Here is a 15,987-nt window from a genome sequence, read left to right as displayed (position 1 = left end):
CTGACGGGGCTTTTGGTTTGCATCTCAGGGCTGGTTCGTACATGACACGACCATGACACTTAGATTCAAAGCATTAGCCGTTCATCTTTTCACCGCAACCGGAGCCGTTTTCGCCATGCTGGCCATGCTGGCAGCCGTCGAAGAGAAGTGGAGCCTGATGTATCTGTGGCTGGTCGTCTCGTTCATCGTGGATGGCATCGACGGCCCGCTGGCGCGGCACTATCAGGTCAAACACAACGCTCCGGAGTTTGACGGCGTGCTGCTGGATCTGATCATCGACTACCTGACCTATGTGTTTATTCCCGCCTTCGCTCTGTTCAAATCCGGGCTGATGGACGGCTGGACCGGCTGGTTCGCGATCATCGTCATCACCTTTGCCAGCGCGATGTACTTTGCCGACACTCGCATGAAGACCAAGGACAACTCCTTTTCCGGCTTTCCCGGATGCTGGAACATGTTCGTAATCGTGATCTTCGCGCTCGAGCCGAATTTCTGGTTGATCCTGCTGATGGTGTCGCTGCTGTCACTGGCGATGTTCCTACCACTGAAATTCGTCCACCCGGTGCGCACCGAACGCTGGCGCAGCATCACGCTGCCGATGGCTTTCGCCTGGACCTTTTTCGCGGGCTGGGCCGCATGGGTCGATTTCCACCCCGAAAGCTGGGCGCATTGGGGGCTGGTCATCACCAGCCTGTATCTGGTCTTTGCCGGGATCGCACAGCAGATCATCCCGCAACGCGGCTAGCGGGGGCGGGTCACAGGACCTCCTGCACCTCGAACTCGGTCCCGTTATGGGTGAACAGATCGCCCTCTTGCAGGCCGACCATGGCCAGATAAATCGGGCTTTGGGTTGAAATACCCATATAGGTCTTGCCGTCCACATCGAACCGGGTGGTGGACACGCAGACCACAAAACGCCGGTTGTTGAACTTGATCACCGCGCCTGGCTGAACCGTGTCGGTCAGGCCGAAATCGGTGTTCTCAATGACGTCGATCTTGGCGTGATGGGCATGGACCGGAGCATCAAAGGCCGCCGCCAGATCCGCATTCTCGCGCGAGGCGGCAATGTCATCCTTGTCATGCCCTTCGCGGTCATCCAGTTGGGCGTCCTTCATGAACGCGTCGTAATGTGCCTGCGCGGTCGCCAGTTCCTGTTCTTCCAGCGACATCAGGTGATCAATGATGGCCTTCTTACGGGCGGCGCGGTCTGCTTCGGTAGTCATTCAATCCGGTCCTTCACATTCACTATGAGACATAAGTTGTGCCCGAGGCCCCGGGATTGCAACAGATTTCCGACACTCAGATCAACAGCCCGGCAGCCCGTTCGTGGCGCAACAGGGCCACCTTGGTCTCAATCCCGCCGTCGCCCGAAAACCCACCCAGACCGCTGGCGGCCAGCACCCGGTGGCAGGCAATGATGACCGGAATGGGATTGGCCCCGCAGGCCTGCCCCACCGGCTGCGCGGGCTGGCCCAGCTCTTTCGCGATGTCGCCGTAGGTACGCGTTTCCCCCAGCGGGATGGCAAACATCAGATCACAGACCTGTCTCTGAAACTCCGAGCCTTCGACGTGATAAGGCAGATCAAACCGCTGCAGTTGCCCGGTATCATACGCTCGCATCTGAGCCGCAGCCTCGTGCAGCAGAGGGGTCGCCTCGCCCTCATCTCTGCCGTTCCAGACAAGCCGCGTGATCGCGCCATCACTTTCTTCAATCCCGAGCCGCCCGAACTGCGTATCCACTGCAATCATCGCCATGCGCCAAGAGTTCCAGATCACCCGCCTCGGCGCAAGCGCGGAAAGCCACCGTTAGGCGCTGGATGACCTCTATGCTAATCTCCTCACATAGATTGAGAAATTCGGAGGCTGGAATGGGGCGGCATTTAATCCTTACCGTTCATGGGATTGGTGAGCAAAAGCCCGGCGAGACCGTCGATCAGGTGGCAGGCGCGGCCACGACCTGGCTGGACGGGCACCCTCAGCCGCCGGTCGAGATCGACCGCCAGATGATCGAACTCGCCGAGACGCCCTTTGATGGCCGCAGCCGCAATGCCAGCCTGTACAAGGTGCACCTGCGCAAGGTGACCAAGCCGCAGGACAGCACCGATCAGGCGCTGTTTGCCGAGGTATATTGGGCCGACCGGTCCCCCAAACCCAAGGGGGCCATCAAAACGCTGATCGACCTGATCTGGGTGGTTTTGGCGCTGGGCTATCTGGCGATGGACAATGTCGAACAGACCCATGCGCGCAAAGGGGTCGATCCGTCGGACGCCAACGGTCGGAACACTTTCGCCGCCCAGATCGTGCATCTGTTCACCTGGATTTTCTTCGGTGCGGTTGCGCCATTAAACGCCTTTTTGCTAGTCGGAGCCGCAGCCGTGATGATCGAACTGCTGCCCTTGGACTTTGCACAAACCCCAACCGCGCTGTTCAGTCTGTTACTGCTGATCTACCTGGGCATGGCCGGTTTCGGGTCCAAGCGGCAGAAAACCGCCCCAACCTACCTGAGGCGCGTCTTCTGGCGCGGCGCGGCCCCGATGGGCGCGGTTCTGGCGCTGGCGCTTGTGACCGGGCCGCTTGGCGCAGGGATGTGGGGGCATGTCTGCGACCCGGCCAACGTCAACTGCGCCAGCGGGTTGGAGCAGTTTGTCGTGTTTCAGATTCTGGTGCTCGCCGCCTTCTGGACCGCGCTGATTTTCATCACGATTGCGCTGTATCTGGTCGCGCTCACCCCGCTGCAAGTCAAAACTGCCTTACCAGGGCACCGGCGGCTCTACCCCAGCATCTGCGCGGGCATGCTGGTCTTCTGGATGTTCTTCATCGCCGGTCTCTGGCTGACATTCGAGCAACTGGTCAAAAGCGTGCCCAGCCTGTCCAGCCAAACGCTGATCAACCTGTTCGACAACAACTTGCGCGGCTCTCTCGACACGCTGGGGGTGGCCTTTGGCGCGGTCGTTTTGCTGGTTGTCGTCGGCATCGGCCTGTTCGTGGGGCGAAAGCTGGGCAAAGAGAAACTGTACAAGAAACACAGCTTCCTGAGCCGCGCAATCATCAACAGGCTGGCGCAAGGCGTGTTTCTGATCGCGGCGGTGGTGCTGGGTTTGGTTGCTCTGCGAGAGCTGACCCTGCAGGTTCTGGGCCTTGATCTACACTGCGACGCCACCTCTGGGTCAGAGGGGTCCGGACCCGATTGCAGCTTAACCGGCAGGGCGCTGAACCGACTGGCGGACGCGCAGGGGATGATCGGGATCGCTGTGCTGGGGGCGACGGCGATGCTGTATCGGTTTTCGGATTTCGTCGCTGCGGGGCTGGGCGTTGCCCGCGATATCGTGACCTACGCGATCCGGGACAAATGTGCGCTGCGCTGGGATCTGGCCGCCAGATGCCGGAACTACCCGGCGCGCCGGTTAATTGATGAGCGGTTCTACAGAACGCTCTACTACGCGTTGGATGTCTTTCCGGCGGATCAGATCACTGTGATCTCGCATTCGCAGGGCACAGTGATCGCGACCCAGATGCTGGCCGACAAGCGGGTGCAGCGCCGCATCAAGGGCCGACCGGTGACGCTGATCACCATGGGCTCTCCGGTGACGCATATCTATCAGCGCTATTTCCCCGAGATGTTCACGGTCGACCCCAAGGGCCTGAAAGCCGCTTGGTTCAACATATTCCGCGAGGACGACTTTGTCGGCACAAGGATCGAGGGCAAGCTGATCCCCAAAACACGCAACATCCCCGTCCCGCCCGGCGGGCATACGGGGTATTTCACCGATCATGAGGTCTGGCGCGTGCTGACAGGCGACGAGATCGGGTTCGACCTGTTCCACCCCAAGGCGCATGAGGCGCCGAAATAGCCCCCTCGGGTGGCCGAGGGGGCGGGCGGCTTAGCTTAGCGCCTCGTCGCAGCGGCCACAGACGCCCTCATGGGTGTGGCGGCCCACATCGGGCAGGATTTTCCAGCAGCGCTGGCATTTGTCGCCGTCGGCTTTCTCGAACAGAACCGCGATGCCTTCGATTTCGGGCACGCGGAACGCCTCGGCCGGAGCCGGATCGCCGCTCACGGTCAGGCCCGAGGTGATGCACAGATCGTCCACGTCGAAGGTGGCCAGCAAGTCGCGGGTGCCAGCGTCTTCGACATGCACAATCGGTGCTGCTTCGAGGCTGGACCCGATCACCTTGTCTTGCCGCTGTACTTCGAGCGCGGCAGTTACAGCGCGGCGGACGCGGCGGATTTTGGCCATGCTGGTTTCCAGTTCCGTATCGCGCCAATCGGCGGGCGTTTCCGGGAAGTCCACCAGATGGACCGAGCTGTCGTCACCGCCAAATCGTTCCAGCCAGACCTCTTCCATGGTGAAGACCAGAACCGGGGCCAGCCATGTGGTCAGGCGGTGGAACAGGGTATCCAGAACGGTGCGCGCCGCGCGGCGGCGCAGGCTGTCGCCGTCGCAATACAGAGCATCCTTGCGGACGTCGAAATAGAAGGACGACAGATCGACGGTGGCAAAGGTGAACACGGCGCTGAACACGCCCTGGAAATCGAACGCGGCATAGCCCTTGCGCACCTGCTCATCCAACTCGGCCAGACGGCTGAGCACCCAGCGTTCCAAGCGCGGCATGTCTTCGGGCGCGACCCGGTCAGCCTCGGTGAAATCCGCCAGCGAGCCCAGCATGAACCGCATCGTGTTGCGCAACCGGCGATAGCTGTCGGCGGTGCCTTTCAGGATCTCCGGCCCGATCCGCTGGTCAGCGGTGTAGTCGGTCTGAGCAACCCACAGGCGTAGGATATCGGCGCCGTATTGCTTGACGACCTCTTCCGGCACGATGGTGTTGCCCAGCGATTTGGACATCTTGTTGCCTTTGGCATCCAGCGTGAAGCCGTGGGTCACTACGTTGCGATACGGTGCCCGCCCCTTGGTGCCACAGGCTTGCAACATGGACGAATGGAACCACCCACGGTGCTGGTCAGTGCCCTCCATGTAAACATCGGCGATACCGTCCTCGGTGCCGTCTTCACGGTCCCGCAGCACGAAAGCATGGGTGGACCCTGAGTCGAACCACACGTCCAGTACGTCGAAGACCTGATCGTAATCGTCGGGGTTGGCGATGCCGTCGAGGATCTTCTCTTTGAACCCATCGGTGTACCAGATATCCGCACCGTCCTTCTCGAACGCCGCCTTGATGCGCGCGTTCAGGTCTTCGTTGCGCAGCAGGTAGTCCGCGTCGGTGGGCAGAGCGCCTTTCTTGGTGAAACACGTCAGCGGCACACCCCATGCGCGCTGGCGGGACAGAACCCAATCCGGGCGGGCCTCGATCATTGAATACAGACGGTTGCGACCGGTCTGCGGCGTCCACTTGACCAGCTCGTCAATGGATCGCAGGGCGCGTTCGCGGATGGTGTCGCCCATCTCGCCCATGCAGTCGTCAAGCTTGCGGTCAACGGATGCAAACCACTGCGGCGTGTTGCGGTAGATGATCGGAGCCTTGGAGCGCCAAGAATGCGGATAGCTGTGCTTGATCTTGCCGCGCGCCAGCAACCCGCCGACCTCGGCCAGCTTGTCGATGACGGCTTTGTTTGCGTCGCCCTCGCCCCCTTTGCGGGAGAGGATATACTTGCCGCCAAAGAACGGCAGATCAGCGCGGAAAGAGCCATCGTCCATCACGTTATAGGTGATGACCTGTTCCAACATGCCCAGATCGCGATAAAGCTCGAATTCCTCCATCCCGTGCGACGGCGCACAGTGGACAAAGCCGGTGCCTTCGGTATCGGTCACGAAATCGGCTGCACGGAAATCACGGATGTCGTCCCATTCGCCATTGCCACCCTCGGCCCCGGCCAGCGGGTGCGTCAGCTGAATCTTAGCCAGATCCTCCTGCGTGACATCACACAGGCGTCGATACATGGAATCGTCCAGACGCGCGCGCGCAAACACATCCGCGGCGCGGTCATCGGCCAGCAGATAGCGTTCGCCGATCCGTGCCCAGCATTCCTCGGGACGGCCCGTAACTTCATAGAGGCCGTAAGAGATATCCTCGCCATACACCACCGCCTTGTTCGACGGCATGGTCCACGGCGTCGTCGTCCAGATCACCACATAGGCATTGTCCAGCGTGACATCCCCGGTGTTCACGACCTTGAACTTCACCCAAATGGTGAAGCTTTCCTTGTCGTGATACTCGACCTCGGCCTCGGCCAGAGCCGTCTTTTCGATGGGCGACCACATCACAGGCTTGGACCCCTGATAAAGCGTGCCGTTCATCAGGAACTTCATGAACTCGTCAGCAATCACGGCTTCGGCGTGATAGTCCATGGTGATGTAGGGATCGGGCCAGTTGCCGGTTATGCCCAGACGCTTGAACTCTTCGCGCTGGATGTCGATCCAGCCTTCGGCGAACTTGCGGCATTCCTGACGGAAGTCGACGATGTTCACCTCGTCCTTGTTCTTGCCCTTCTTGCGGTACTGTTCCTCGATCTTCCACTCGATCGGCAGGCCATGGCAGTCCCAGCCGGGCACGTAACGCGCGTCATGACCCATCATTTGATGGGACCGCACGATCATGTCCTTGATGGTCTTGTTCAGCGCGTGGCCGATATGCAGGTGACCGTTCGCATACGGGGGGCCATCGTGCAGGGTAAACGGCGTCCGGCCCTGTTTCTCGCGCAGGCGGTCATAGACGCCGATCTTCTCCCAACGCTCCAGCCATGCGGGCTCGCGCTTGGGCAGGCCCGCGCGCATGGGGAAATCGGTTTTAGGCAGGTTCAGCGTGTCTTTGTAGTCAGGTGTCTCGGCGCACATTGGGGGCGTCCTCAGGATGGTCTTGTCGTCATGTGGATCGAAGCGGTCAGTGCGATATCTCAAGCACCTTTGCCCGGCGTCTCGTGGTATCAGAGCGCCGGGGATATAATTCGAATAATGATGGCCAAACGGTCATGCATGGCCGCGCTTATAAGGCGGCCACGCCTAATGGTCCAGAGGTTCCGACCCTTGCGGCAAATGGCGCAGCTTGGCCCAACGGTTGAGCCATGCGAGCCCCGCCAATGCCAGCCCCAAAGCCAGCAGCGAGAACACCCGGATCAGCCCGCCAAGGCCCGAGATGTCGATCAGAAACACCTTGGCCACCGCCAGCCCGATCACGGCCAGCCCAGCCTTGCGCATCAGGTCCGACCGGCGCGCGAGGGACTGGTAGAACAGCACCGCACCGATCAGCAACAGTATCATGGTATAGGTGTAAAGCTCGGGCTGAGTGACGCCGTTGCCCTGATACATGCCCTCGGCCCCCTGCCAGACATGACGGATGGTCAGGCCCAGCCAGAACGCGACCAAGGCGCTGGCGGCGGCGAAACTCGCCTGTCGCAGCAGGGTGGGCATTGCCTTGATCCGCCATGCGGAGAACCCAATCGCTAGCGCGGGCAGCAGATAGGCCACGGCCAGCGTGTTCAGGATGGGCGGCCCCAGCACCGGATCGGCATTTGGGGTGATCAGCGGGTTGTGCTCGGCCAACGCCTGGAACAACCGAAACAGACCGTGCGCCGCGAAGAAAGCGGCCAGCGCGTATCGCGCATAATTCAGCTTGCCGCCCAGTTCGAACCTTTGAACCTGCGCATAAGCCAGCAACAGCCAGATGACTGAGAGCAGCCCCAGGCCCCAATGGCTGTCTTTGGCACCGCCCTCGCCAAACCCTTCCAGCCAGCGCAGCAGCAGGAGGGACAGCAGAATGCCTCCGGTTGCCCAGGCCGCGCTTTCCAGCAACAGTTTGGCAACGGGGCGCTGCAGCGGGGTCAAAATCCGCCAGCCCGCCAGAAACCCGAGTGTCGCCGCTGCATAAACCAGCGTCATTTCCCATACCGGCGCAGCGTCGGCCCAGTCCAGCCCCGGGTTCAGAACCAGTCGAACCGTGACCGTGAACACGCCCGCCCAGATGAACCAGCTCATCGGTGGCAGAGTGAACTTCCGATCCAGCGCGGCGGCGACCACGACCGTCGCAACCAAAGCAATCGTCAGCGCGGCAGAGCTGAGCACGATGACGCAGGCAAAGGCCAGGCAGGACAAGGCGGACAAGGTGGCCAGCGCGGCACGCATCCGGTTCTCGCCGTCCGCTCGGGCGAACCGTTCCGCAAGGATAACCATCAGCGCGCCTAAGGCGATGGCATGCAGGGCCCATGGGTAAGCGCCGATGACCTCCGCCGGGTGCCAGCCGACCTCAAGCGCGATGGCCATGAGCGGCGCAAACAGAGCCGCCGCTCCGGCCCAGACGACCGCGTATCGCCCGGCGGCAAAGGACCGGCGCGCCGCAAGCAGGGTGATCAGCGCCCCGAGCATGACGAGCACGCTCACGACCCAAGGATAATCCGCCTCAGCCGTTTCCAGATAGGTCTCGGCAAAGCTGCGCTGAACGACACCGTGATCCAGACCGTGCACCAGCACGACCCAGATCAGCCCGATGGCGGGCAGCACGGTCATATCCTGCAGGGCGCGCGCGTCTTTGGCCCACAGGATCAGGGCGGCCAGCAGGGTCGACATGAGGCCAACAGCCAGCCAGAACTCATCCGGCGTGTCGGCCCAATGCAACGAAAGGATGGCGGAACTGGCGGCCACCGCACCAAAGGCGAGCGTTGTGGGGAATTCTGGCCACGGTCGCCATTTGGCCCGTACCAGCATTTCTGTGACCATTGGCCCGGAATGGTTGGGCCAGATTCGACGCGCGGGAATGGCGATGGCGATCAGTGCCATTGCGGTTGCGAAAACCAGGTAGCCGGGCTCGGTCATGGGCGCACCGAGGATCACTAACAGGCTGGCCGAATACGCTCCGAATAGGGTCAGAACCGAAATCCAAGCCCATCGCCGTACCGTGTCGATGCCCAGACCCAGAACCGCGATGACTAAGATGTAACCATAAAGCCATGTGGGATCATCCGAAGACCCGCCGACTAAGAATGGCGCGGCAAAGGCTCCGATCAGCCCGACCGCCGCCAGCAGCGGGCCGTGGAACCAACCAAGAACCAGCCCTGCAAAGGCCACCAGAACCATGCCTGCCAAGGCGGCCTCGGGCCCGATTAGATCATACAGTTGGCGGGCGGCCAGAATGCCACCGAATAACGTCACGAGGCCCGCGCCGGAAAAGACCGAAGGAAGATAGGCGGTGGCCGAGGCCTCATCATCGCCGAACCTGCGGCGCAGGTATTCCCCGGCCCCGATCAGGGCGACGCCAAAGGCCAGCGCCGCAGCCACGCGTGCGGTGGGGGGCAGAAGGCCGTTTTCAACTCCGTATTGGACAAGGAAGATACCGGCCAAGGCCAGCGATAGGGCCGAGACGGCATAGAACCAGTTCTCGCGCATCCATGCGGTCAGCGCAGCGAAGCGATCCTCGCGGAAAACAACCGGGCCCTGCGGTTCGGGCGATTCTGGCGGTGCCTGCGTTTGCGGATCAGGCTGCGGCGTTTTGGCCGGGGCCCAAGGCGCTTTCTTAGGTTTTTCCTCGGGCGTTTCGACTGGTTTTCTGCGCTCGACGGGCTTTGATGTATCGCGATCCGCGGACAGAGTGCGCAGTTCCCGCTCCAACTGCTCGATACGGCGGCGCAAGCGCGTCTGCCCAACCAGCAGCACGATTATCGTCACCGGGATGGCCAGAACGATCAGACCTAAAAGGGCAAGCAGCGATTCCAAAGGCAACCTCCGGGTGAAACCTGTTGCAAAGGCTAACGCGGACATGCCGGGGGTAACAGGTCGAAAACCCGCAAAGATTCAGACCGTTGCGTCACGCCGGTCAGAATGCAACCTGGCTGGCTCAGACCCAGTACGCCGGAGAGCATTCAGAGCAAACTGGCTCCGGCATAGTTCAGCGACGTCACCGACGTGCCGGGTATTGCTGATTAAGGATGGAACAGGGACCCGACCAGATAGGCAATCGACGCGGCCAACCCGCCGATCAGCAAGGTCTCAAGCCCCGACCGCCACCACGGGGCCAGCGACCAACGGCTTTTCAGCGCGCCGATGGCGAAAAACACGCCCATTGTCATCCATGCGGACATGGGAAAGGCGCGGTCGAACGACAGCAGAAATGGCAGCAAGGGGATCATCCCGGCCACGAGGAAGGCAAAGAATGTCGCTAGCGCGGCTTTCATCGGATGCGGATCGACACTGCCCAGCCCGTATTCGCCCTCGATCATCAGGTTGATCCAGTTTTCGTGGTTTGCGGTGATTGCCAGCGTCGCGTCATCCAAAACGGGCCCAGACAGGCCCTTTTGCGCCAGAATTTCGCGCACCTCACTCCGCTCCCCCTCAGGGTAGAGCGCAATGTGCCGTTCCTCGATCGCGCGGATGCGGCGAATATTGTCCAACTCGGCCTTGGTGCCCGAGTAGTTTCCCGCCGCCATCGAGAACCCGTCAGCCAGCACATTGGCCAGCCCCAGCGCGACGATCACGAAAGGCGACAGGCCCGCCCCGGCGACACCGGCGACAATCGCAAAGGTCGTCACCGACCCGTCGATCCCGCCATAGACCACGTCGCGCAACACGCCCCGACCCGGCGGCGCGTTGATCCGGGCGGCGATTTCCTGCTGGCTGTGACCGTGCTCCGTCATGGCTTGCCCTCCGTCACATCAACTGTGCCGGAGGGCGCGCGCCCTGACCTTGCGTTGGATCAACCCTTCGAGAACAGGCCCTGAAGCGCGCGTTTGATGATGCCGCGCGTGGACGGTTTGTGGCGGTCCGAGAATGGCAGGGGGCGGCAGACCTCCATCGCGGCCACGCCAACGCGGGCGCTGAGCGCGCCGTTCACCAACCCCTCGCCGAACCGCCGCGACAGTTTGCTGAGGACTGATCCGCCCAGAACCGGCTCCAGCAGGTCGTCGCCCACGGCCACGGCCCCGGTAGCAACCAGATGCACAAAGACGGCGCGGGTCAGACGCCAACTGCCCAGAAACCCGGCCCGTCCGCCGTAGATTTCGGCCACCCGCCGGATCATCCGCAGCGACGCGGCCAACGCCGTTACCACATCCGCTAACGCCAGAGGCACCAGCGCCGTCACCGTCGCGACCTGACGCGCGGCGGCCTCGACCTCGCGGCTGGCGGCGGCGTCGAGCGGGGCCAGCAACTCATCCTCGGCCAGTTGCAACAGGCCCGAGGCGTCGAACTGATCTGCCATCCGTTCAGCCAGACGATCCCGACCCCATCGGGTTTCTTCGCGGGATTTGTAGAAGGCGATCAACCGGGTCGTAACTGCGCGGGCCTGCGTCAAATCCGCCTCGGCCAGCGCTGCATCTGCTGCGCGGCGCATACCGTCGACCCGCGACAGGCGGCCAATCGCCGCCAATTCGCGGATCGCGATGATCAGGGCGACCAGCACCAATGCTGCGAGCAGTCCGGTGACAATCCACCCTAGAACCGGCGCGCGTTGGACCAGCGATGTCGCAAAATCCCAGGCCGCGACTGAGATCGCCGCCCCGACAACGGCCAGCGCCAGCCCCCAGAACCACCGCGACAGCATCGAGGGTTTGCGCGCCGCAAATCGCGCAACGCTCTGCATCGCCTGTCCCTGCGGCTGGGCGATATCCGGCACCGGAGGGGCCTGCGCGACGTCGGCGGCAGGCTCATCCGCTTCGAGATCAATCAGAACCGGGCCTTTAGCCATCGCTCAACCCCTTGCTGCCCCAGACATATCTGATGTCGGGCAGGTTTTCGTCATTGTCCGCACCATCGCTGCGGGCAACCTCGGCAAAGCCGTTGCGTTCGTAGAACCGGCAGGCCGGGGCGTTGTGTTGAAAGGCAAAGAGGCTCAGGTGAGAATGCCCCGATTTGGCATGATCCAGCAATTGCCGCCCGATCCCCTGCCCGCGCGCCGGGGCCGCCAGATAGAGCGAGTGGATTTCCGCGCCGTTCAGCGCCAGAAAGCCAACAACGCCATCTTCGGTTTCAGCCACGGTCACCCAGTCTTGATCGATCATGCGACCGCAAAAGGCGATGGTTTCAGCGCAGGTGTGCAGTTCCGGCATCCAGTCGTTTTCCCGCGCAAAACCATGCAGGATTGTACCGGTTGCACCCGCATCGGTGCTGCGCGCGGGGCGGAGGGTCACAGTCACAGCCGATCTCCGATCAGGAATTGCGCCGCGCGATCCAGCCTTATATGCGGCGGGCCGTCGCCGGGGCGCAGGGTCAGGTGCGCGGGGGCGAAGGCCATGAAACCGTAATCCTCGCCCAGCCACGCATCCGCTCCGTTTCGCGCCGGACCCAGCAGATGCGCGGGGTCATCCGGCAGGTCTCCGGGGTAAAAGGCCGCCTGTTTGCTGCTGTCCAGCAAGGTACCGCGGACGCAGGGCAGGTCTGCGCCGTTGTGGCTGCGCATCTCCTCGGTGGTGGCGCGTAGCGACGCCAACGACAGCGCCGCCGTATCGGCCCCTGCGAACTTGGCCCGGTCGCGGGCCTCACGCGTCAGCGCCTCCATGATCGCGGTCAGACGGGGGTGCTGCAGGTGATGCAGGTGATCGGCCTTGGTGGCGGCAAACAGGATGCGCTCGACCCGTTTGCCCAGCAGCAACTGGCTGAGCCACGCGTTCCGGCCCGGACGGAAGGCCGACAGGATATCGCCCATCGCGCGGCGCATATCCTCGACCGCCTGCGGCCCCCGGTGGATCGCGCCCAGCGCGTCGACCAGAACCACCTGCCGGTCGATCCGGGCGAAGTGGTCGCGAAAGAACGGTTTGACGACCTGAGACTTATAGGCCTCGTACCGCCGCTCCATCTCGCGCTGCAGTGTGTTACGGCGCGAGGGGCCGGACAGGCGCAGCGGTGCGAAGGTCAGAACAGGCGACCCGGCCAGATCGCCGGGCAGCAGGAACCGCCCCGGGGTGCAGTCATAGAACCCCGCATCTCGTGCGCTGTTGAGGTAGGCGGCGAAGGCCGCGGCTAGGGCCTGCGCTATCGGTTCATCATGTGCGCTGGTTGGGTCGGCGGAATCCAGGGCCGACAGGAACGATCCCGCCTCGGCGCGCTGTTCAATGCGGGTCAGCGTTTCCTGTGACCAGTCCTGATAAGACTTGTCCAGCAGCGCCAGATCCAGCAGCCATTCGCCCGGATAATCCACGATATCCAGATGAACCGTGCGCGGCCCCTGCAACCCGGCCAGCAATCCGGCTGGGCGAGCTTTGAACGACAGGCGCAGCTCGGACACCGCGCGGGTGCTGTCGGGCCAGTGCGGGTTGGGGCCGGTCAGGTCGGACAGGTGAGATTCGTAGTCGAACCGGGGCACCGTATCGTCGGGCTGCGGTTGCAGGTAAGCGGCGTTGATCCGCCCCTCTTGTTGCGCGGCAAGACCGGTCATACGGCCCCGGTCCAGCAGGTTCGCCACCAGCGACGTGATGAAGACGGTCTTGCCCGACCGCGCCAGCCCGGTGACACCAAGACGGATGACCGGCTCGAAAAACGTCTCGGACACGCTGTCGCCGATGGATTCGACGCCACGCACAAGACTGTCTGCCAGTGAGGATATGACCAAGCTGTCGCCCCGCAATTATCGTTTTGCCCAAGATAGGTAGCGGGTGCACGACATACCAGCGCTTTCGCCCCCTTGCCCGTTCCCGCGCCGCGCTGTACCAGCGCCTCATGCCCAGATACGCGTTGAAAGTCGAATACCAGGGAGAGCCGTTTGCCGGATGGCAGCGGCAAAAGGAGTTGCCGTCGGTGCAGGGTGCCATCGAACAGGCCCTGTCCCGCCTCCAGCCCGGAGAGCATACGATTGCCGCCGCCGGGCGCACCGATGCGGGCGTTCACGCGCTGGGGCAGGTCGCGCATTGCGACATGGCCAAGGACTGGGACCCGTTCCGCCTGTCCGAGGCGCTGAACTATCATCTCAAGCCGCAGCCCGTCGCCATCGTCGCGGCGGCGCGGGTCGAGGATGACTGGCACGCCCGGTTCTCGGCCATCGAGCGTCAATATCTGTTCCGCATCCTGATGCGCCGCGCGCCTGCGACCCATGACCGGGGTCAGGTCTGGCGGATCAATCACCGGCTGGACGTGGGTGCGATGCAGGCAGGCGCAGATATGCTGATCGGGCGGCATGACTTCACCACCTTCCGCTCCTCGATCTGTCAGGCAGCCAGCCCGGTCAAAACGCTGGACGAGTTGCGGGTGGAACAGGTTGAAGGATTCTCGGGCCCCGAGGTGCAATTCCACGTCCGCGCCCGCTCGTTCCTGCACAATCAGGTGCGCAGCTTTGTGGGCACGCTGGAACGAGTCGGTGCTGGGGCGTGGTCGCCCGAGGATGTGCGGGGCGCATTGGAAGCCGCCGACCGTGCGGCCTGCGGGCCGGTTTGCCCGCCGCAGGGTCTGTATCTGGCGCGGGTTGGCTATCCCGAACCGGTGTTCGGCTAAGTCAGATCGCCCGTAGCAGCAAGCCGCTGGCGATCACCACGATCAGCAAACCAGCGACCAGTTCGATGGTCGGAGCCAAAACGGACGCAAACCGCGTGGCCGAGGCCGACGCCAGCAGCCCCCCGCGTAAACCGAATGAGGTCCAGCCTACCAGCGTTGTGACTGTCGCCGTGCCAAGGGCCATCGCAAAGGCCCCGGCAATACCGACCATCGCGATGCCCATTTGCCATGTCAGGATCAACACGAACAAAGCGCCCGTGCAGGGGCGTGCGGCGATGCCGGCGATCAGGACCAGCGCCTCGCGTAGGGTTCCGACCTGAGCGACCTCTTCCGCGCTGGGGCCATGGCGGTGGCCGCAGTCTGAGCAGGCCTCGCCTGAATGATGATGGTGATCATGTTCGTGATGGGCATGGGTAGTTTGACTGCGGTGCCGCCGCGCGAAGCTGCGCACGGATCGGAACACCAGCCACAGGCCAATCACTGCAATCGCGGCGTAGCTGATCGGGGCCATGACCTGTTCGGTCGTGCCCACAAGGCTTTCGCGCGACATCTGGAAGATCAGCACCCCGGCATAGACCAAAACAACAGCGGTCACCGCCTGCCCCAGGCTGGACAGCACACTGATCGCGGACAAGCGCCAAAAGGCGACGCGACGGCCCAGCCCGTAGCCTCCGATCAGAACCTTGCCGTGGCCGGGCCCGATGGCATGAAAGAACCCGTAGGCGAAACAGACCGTCAGCAGGGTTGCGACGGCCTCGAGCTGCTCGGCACGGGCGGCCCGCAGGGATCGGGCGATCTGGTTCTGAAACTCTCGCTGCTCACCTGCGGCCCAGGCAGCGAGGCTGTCAAAGCCGCCGCTGCCCCAGAACCACAGCAGCAAGGCTATGGCGATCGCGACCGGGAAAATCAGGTATTTGGACATGAAAGGCGGATCTCGGTGGCAAATTTCTCGCCCACCAGCGGGATATCGTTTTCCTCCAGATCGACATCCACATCCAGCGTCCGCAGAAACGCCTGCATCTGCGCCAGTTCCGCGTCGATATCGGGATCGACCCGCTCAAGCTGACAGGTGGCGGGGCCGGAGACGGTGACGGGCCGGTTTAGTTCGTAGGCGGTGTAAAACGTCTCATCAAAGGCCTTGGCGGACAGGGCATTGGCCGGAACCGCGCCGCCTTCGACCGCGCGAAGGTGGGATGAGACGATGCGTCCATCTTCGGTGGTCGCAACCGCCTCAAGCGGGCCAGACAGGGCGACGGGCGCGTCGTTTGCGGTGATCACCAGATCGCCGTTGTAGCCGTCGATCCATTGCGCGTCGAAGCCGTTCAGAAACTGTTCCTCGGCCGCAGTCAGAACGCCATCCGCATCCTGATCCAGCTTCATATCCTCAAGCAGCAGCAGCGAGTAGAATTCGTCATAGGCCCAGGTCACGCGCACATGGGTCAACTGGCCGGATTCGTCGACAATGAACTCAAGCCCCGTGTCGATGAAGACGTGCGGGTGGGCCAAAGCCGGGATCGGCAGGCAGCAGGTCAGAAGGGCGGTCAGCCAACGCATGCCCGCAAGATAGGGTGCGCGGGGTCCGGCGGCAACGCGTATCGCGATCACACTGCAGAATTCAGCCGACGAG

13 protein-coding genes are annotated in these 15,987 nt (G+C 62.8%); 3 read left to right on the top strand and 10 right to left on the bottom strand.

Annotation, left to right across the window (positions count from 1 at the left end; translation table 11 throughout):
- Window positions 1–52 precede the first annotated feature (52 nt).
- Window positions 53–745 (top strand): CDP-alcohol phosphatidyltransferase family protein, encoded by a 693-nt coding sequence (locus ACR0NJ_RS11115; protein WP_480817198.1) that lies wholly within the window; start codon window positions 53–55, stop codon window positions 743–745.
- A gap of 10 nt (window positions 746–755) precedes the next feature.
- Here the strand turns inward: ACR0NJ_RS11115 and ACR0NJ_RS11110 are convergent, their stop codons facing one another.
- A complete protein-coding gene (locus tag ACR0NJ_RS11110; RefSeq protein WP_480817197.1) occupies window positions 756–1,223 on the bottom strand; it encodes a hypothetical protein in 468 nt (155 codons plus the stop codon).
- Between the two features lie 76 nt (window positions 1,224–1,299).
- Window positions 1,300–1,755: a methylated-DNA--[protein]-cysteine S-methyltransferase gene (locus tag ACR0NJ_RS11105; protein ID WP_480817196.1), complete on the bottom strand. Its 456-nt coding sequence runs from the start codon at window positions 1,753–1,755 to the stop codon at window positions 1,300–1,302.
- Between the two features lie 113 nt (window positions 1,756–1,868).
- Between ACR0NJ_RS11105 and ACR0NJ_RS11100 the strand changes: the two genes are divergently transcribed.
- The gene (locus ACR0NJ_RS11100; RefSeq protein WP_480817195.1) at window positions 1,869–3,851 is read left to right on the top strand and encodes an alpha/beta hydrolase family protein; all 1,983 of its coding nucleotides are present in this window, start codon (window positions 1,869–1,871) and stop codon (window positions 3,849–3,851) included.
- Window positions 3,852–3,881: 30 nt separating this feature from the next.
- On the opposite strand, the gene ileS is transcribed toward ACR0NJ_RS11100, so the two are convergent.
- The 6 genes from ileS to ACR0NJ_RS11070 all read right to left on the bottom strand — a co-directional run bounded on the left by ileS (window position 3,882) and on the right by ACR0NJ_RS11070 (window position 13,485).
- Window positions 3,882–6,791 carry an isoleucine--tRNA ligase gene (gene ileS / locus ACR0NJ_RS11095; protein WP_480817194.1) on the bottom strand — a complete coding sequence of 970 codons (2,910 nt, stop codon included), beginning with the start codon at window positions 6,789–6,791 and terminating at the stop codon, window positions 3,882–3,884.
- A 165-nt stretch (window positions 6,792–6,956) separates the two neighbouring features.
- Window positions 6,957–9,659 carry a DUF2339 domain-containing protein gene (locus ACR0NJ_RS11090; RefSeq protein ID WP_480817193.1) on the bottom strand — a complete coding sequence of 901 codons (2,703 nt, stop codon included), beginning with the start codon at window positions 9,657–9,659 and terminating at the stop codon, window positions 6,957–6,959.
- Window positions 9,660–9,865: 206 nt separating this feature from the next.
- On the bottom strand, window positions 9,866–10,576 hold the full coding sequence (locus ACR0NJ_RS11085) for a VIT1/CCC1 transporter family protein (RefSeq protein ID WP_480817192.1): 711 nt from the start codon (window positions 10,574–10,576) through the stop codon (window positions 9,866–9,868).
- Window positions 10,577–10,635: 59 nt separating this feature from the next.
- A complete protein-coding gene (locus ACR0NJ_RS11080; RefSeq protein ID WP_480817191.1) occupies window positions 10,636–11,625 on the bottom strand; it encodes a YcjF family protein in 990 nt (329 codons plus the stop codon).
- Window positions 11,618–12,073, bottom strand: a complete 456-nt coding sequence (locus ACR0NJ_RS11075) for an N-acetyltransferase family protein (RefSeq protein WP_480817190.1) — start codon at window positions 12,071–12,073, stop codon at window positions 11,618–11,620. The genes ACR0NJ_RS11080 and ACR0NJ_RS11075 overlap by 8 nt, the downstream gene beginning before the upstream one ends.
- Window positions 12,070–13,485, bottom strand: coding sequence for a YcjX family GTP-binding protein (locus ACR0NJ_RS11070; protein ID WP_480817189.1), 1,416 nt, complete (start codon window positions 13,483–13,485; stop codon window positions 12,070–12,072). The genes ACR0NJ_RS11075 and ACR0NJ_RS11070 overlap by 4 nt, the downstream gene beginning before the upstream one ends.
- Before the next feature lie 107 nt (window positions 13,486–13,592).
- On the opposite strand from ACR0NJ_RS11070, the gene truA reads away from it, so the two are divergent.
- Window positions 13,593–14,360 carry a tRNA pseudouridine(38-40) synthase TruA gene (gene truA / locus ACR0NJ_RS11065; protein ID WP_480817188.1) on the top strand — a complete coding sequence of 256 codons (768 nt, stop codon included), beginning with the start codon at window positions 13,593–13,595 and terminating at the stop codon, window positions 14,358–14,360.
- A gap of 1 nt (window position 14,361) precedes the next feature.
- Here truA and ACR0NJ_RS11060 read toward each other — a convergent pair whose 3' ends face one another.
- Window positions 14,362–15,282 carry a nickel/cobalt transporter gene (locus tag ACR0NJ_RS11060; RefSeq protein ID WP_480817187.1) on the bottom strand — a complete coding sequence of 307 codons (921 nt, stop codon included), beginning with the start codon at window positions 15,280–15,282 and terminating at the stop codon, window positions 14,362–14,364.
- Window positions 15,267–15,914 (bottom strand): DUF1007 family protein, encoded by a 648-nt coding sequence (locus tag ACR0NJ_RS11055; protein WP_480817186.1) that lies wholly within the window; start codon window positions 15,912–15,914, stop codon window positions 15,267–15,269. Before ACR0NJ_RS11055 ends, ACR0NJ_RS11060 begins: the two co-directional genes overlap by 16 nt.
- Between the last annotated feature and the right edge of the window lie 73 nt (window positions 15,915–15,987).

It is taken from the genome of Ruegeria sp. F11, from assembly GCF_056533855.1.
Note: the sequence above shows the minus strand (reverse complement) of the source record. Positions and strands in the feature narration are given on the sequence as shown.

Bases quoted from the DNA above. Each gene is read 5' to 3' on its own strand.
- ACR0NJ_RS11105 (WP_480817196.1), bottom strand. From the start codon at position 1,755: ATGGCGATGATTGCAGTGGATACGCAGTTCGGGCGGCTCGGGATTGAA.
- ACR0NJ_RS11060 (WP_480817187.1), bottom strand. From the start codon at position 15,282: ATGTCCAAATACCTGATTTTCCCGGTCGCGATCGCCATAGCCTTGCTG.
- ileS (WP_480817194.1), bottom strand. From the start codon at position 6,791: ATGTGCGCCGAGACACCTGACTACAAAGACACGCTGAACCTGCCTAAA.
- truA (WP_480817188.1), top strand. From the start codon at position 13,593: ATGCCCAGATACGCGTTGAAAGTCGAATACCAGGGAGAGCCGTTTGCC.
- ACR0NJ_RS11115 (WP_480817198.1), top strand. From the start codon at position 53: ATGACACTTAGATTCAAAGCATTAGCCGTTCATCTTTTCACCGCAACC.
- ACR0NJ_RS11100 (WP_480817195.1), top strand. From the start codon at position 1,869: ATGGGGCGGCATTTAATCCTTACCGTTCATGGGATTGGTGAGCAAAAG.
- ACR0NJ_RS11110 (WP_480817197.1), bottom strand. From the start codon at position 1,223: ATGACTACCGAAGCAGACCGCGCCGCCCGTAAGAAGGCCATCATTGAT.
- ACR0NJ_RS11080 (WP_480817191.1), bottom strand. From the start codon at position 11,625: ATGGCTAAAGGCCCGGTTCTGATTGATCTCGAAGCGGATGAGCCTGCC.
- ACR0NJ_RS11085 (WP_480817192.1), bottom strand. From the start codon at position 10,576: ATGACGGAGCACGGTCACAGCCAGCAGGAAATCGCCGCCCGGATCAAC.
- ACR0NJ_RS11055 (WP_480817186.1), bottom strand. From the start codon at position 15,914: ATGCGTTGGCTGACCGCCCTTCTGACCTGCTGCCTGCCGATCCCGGCT.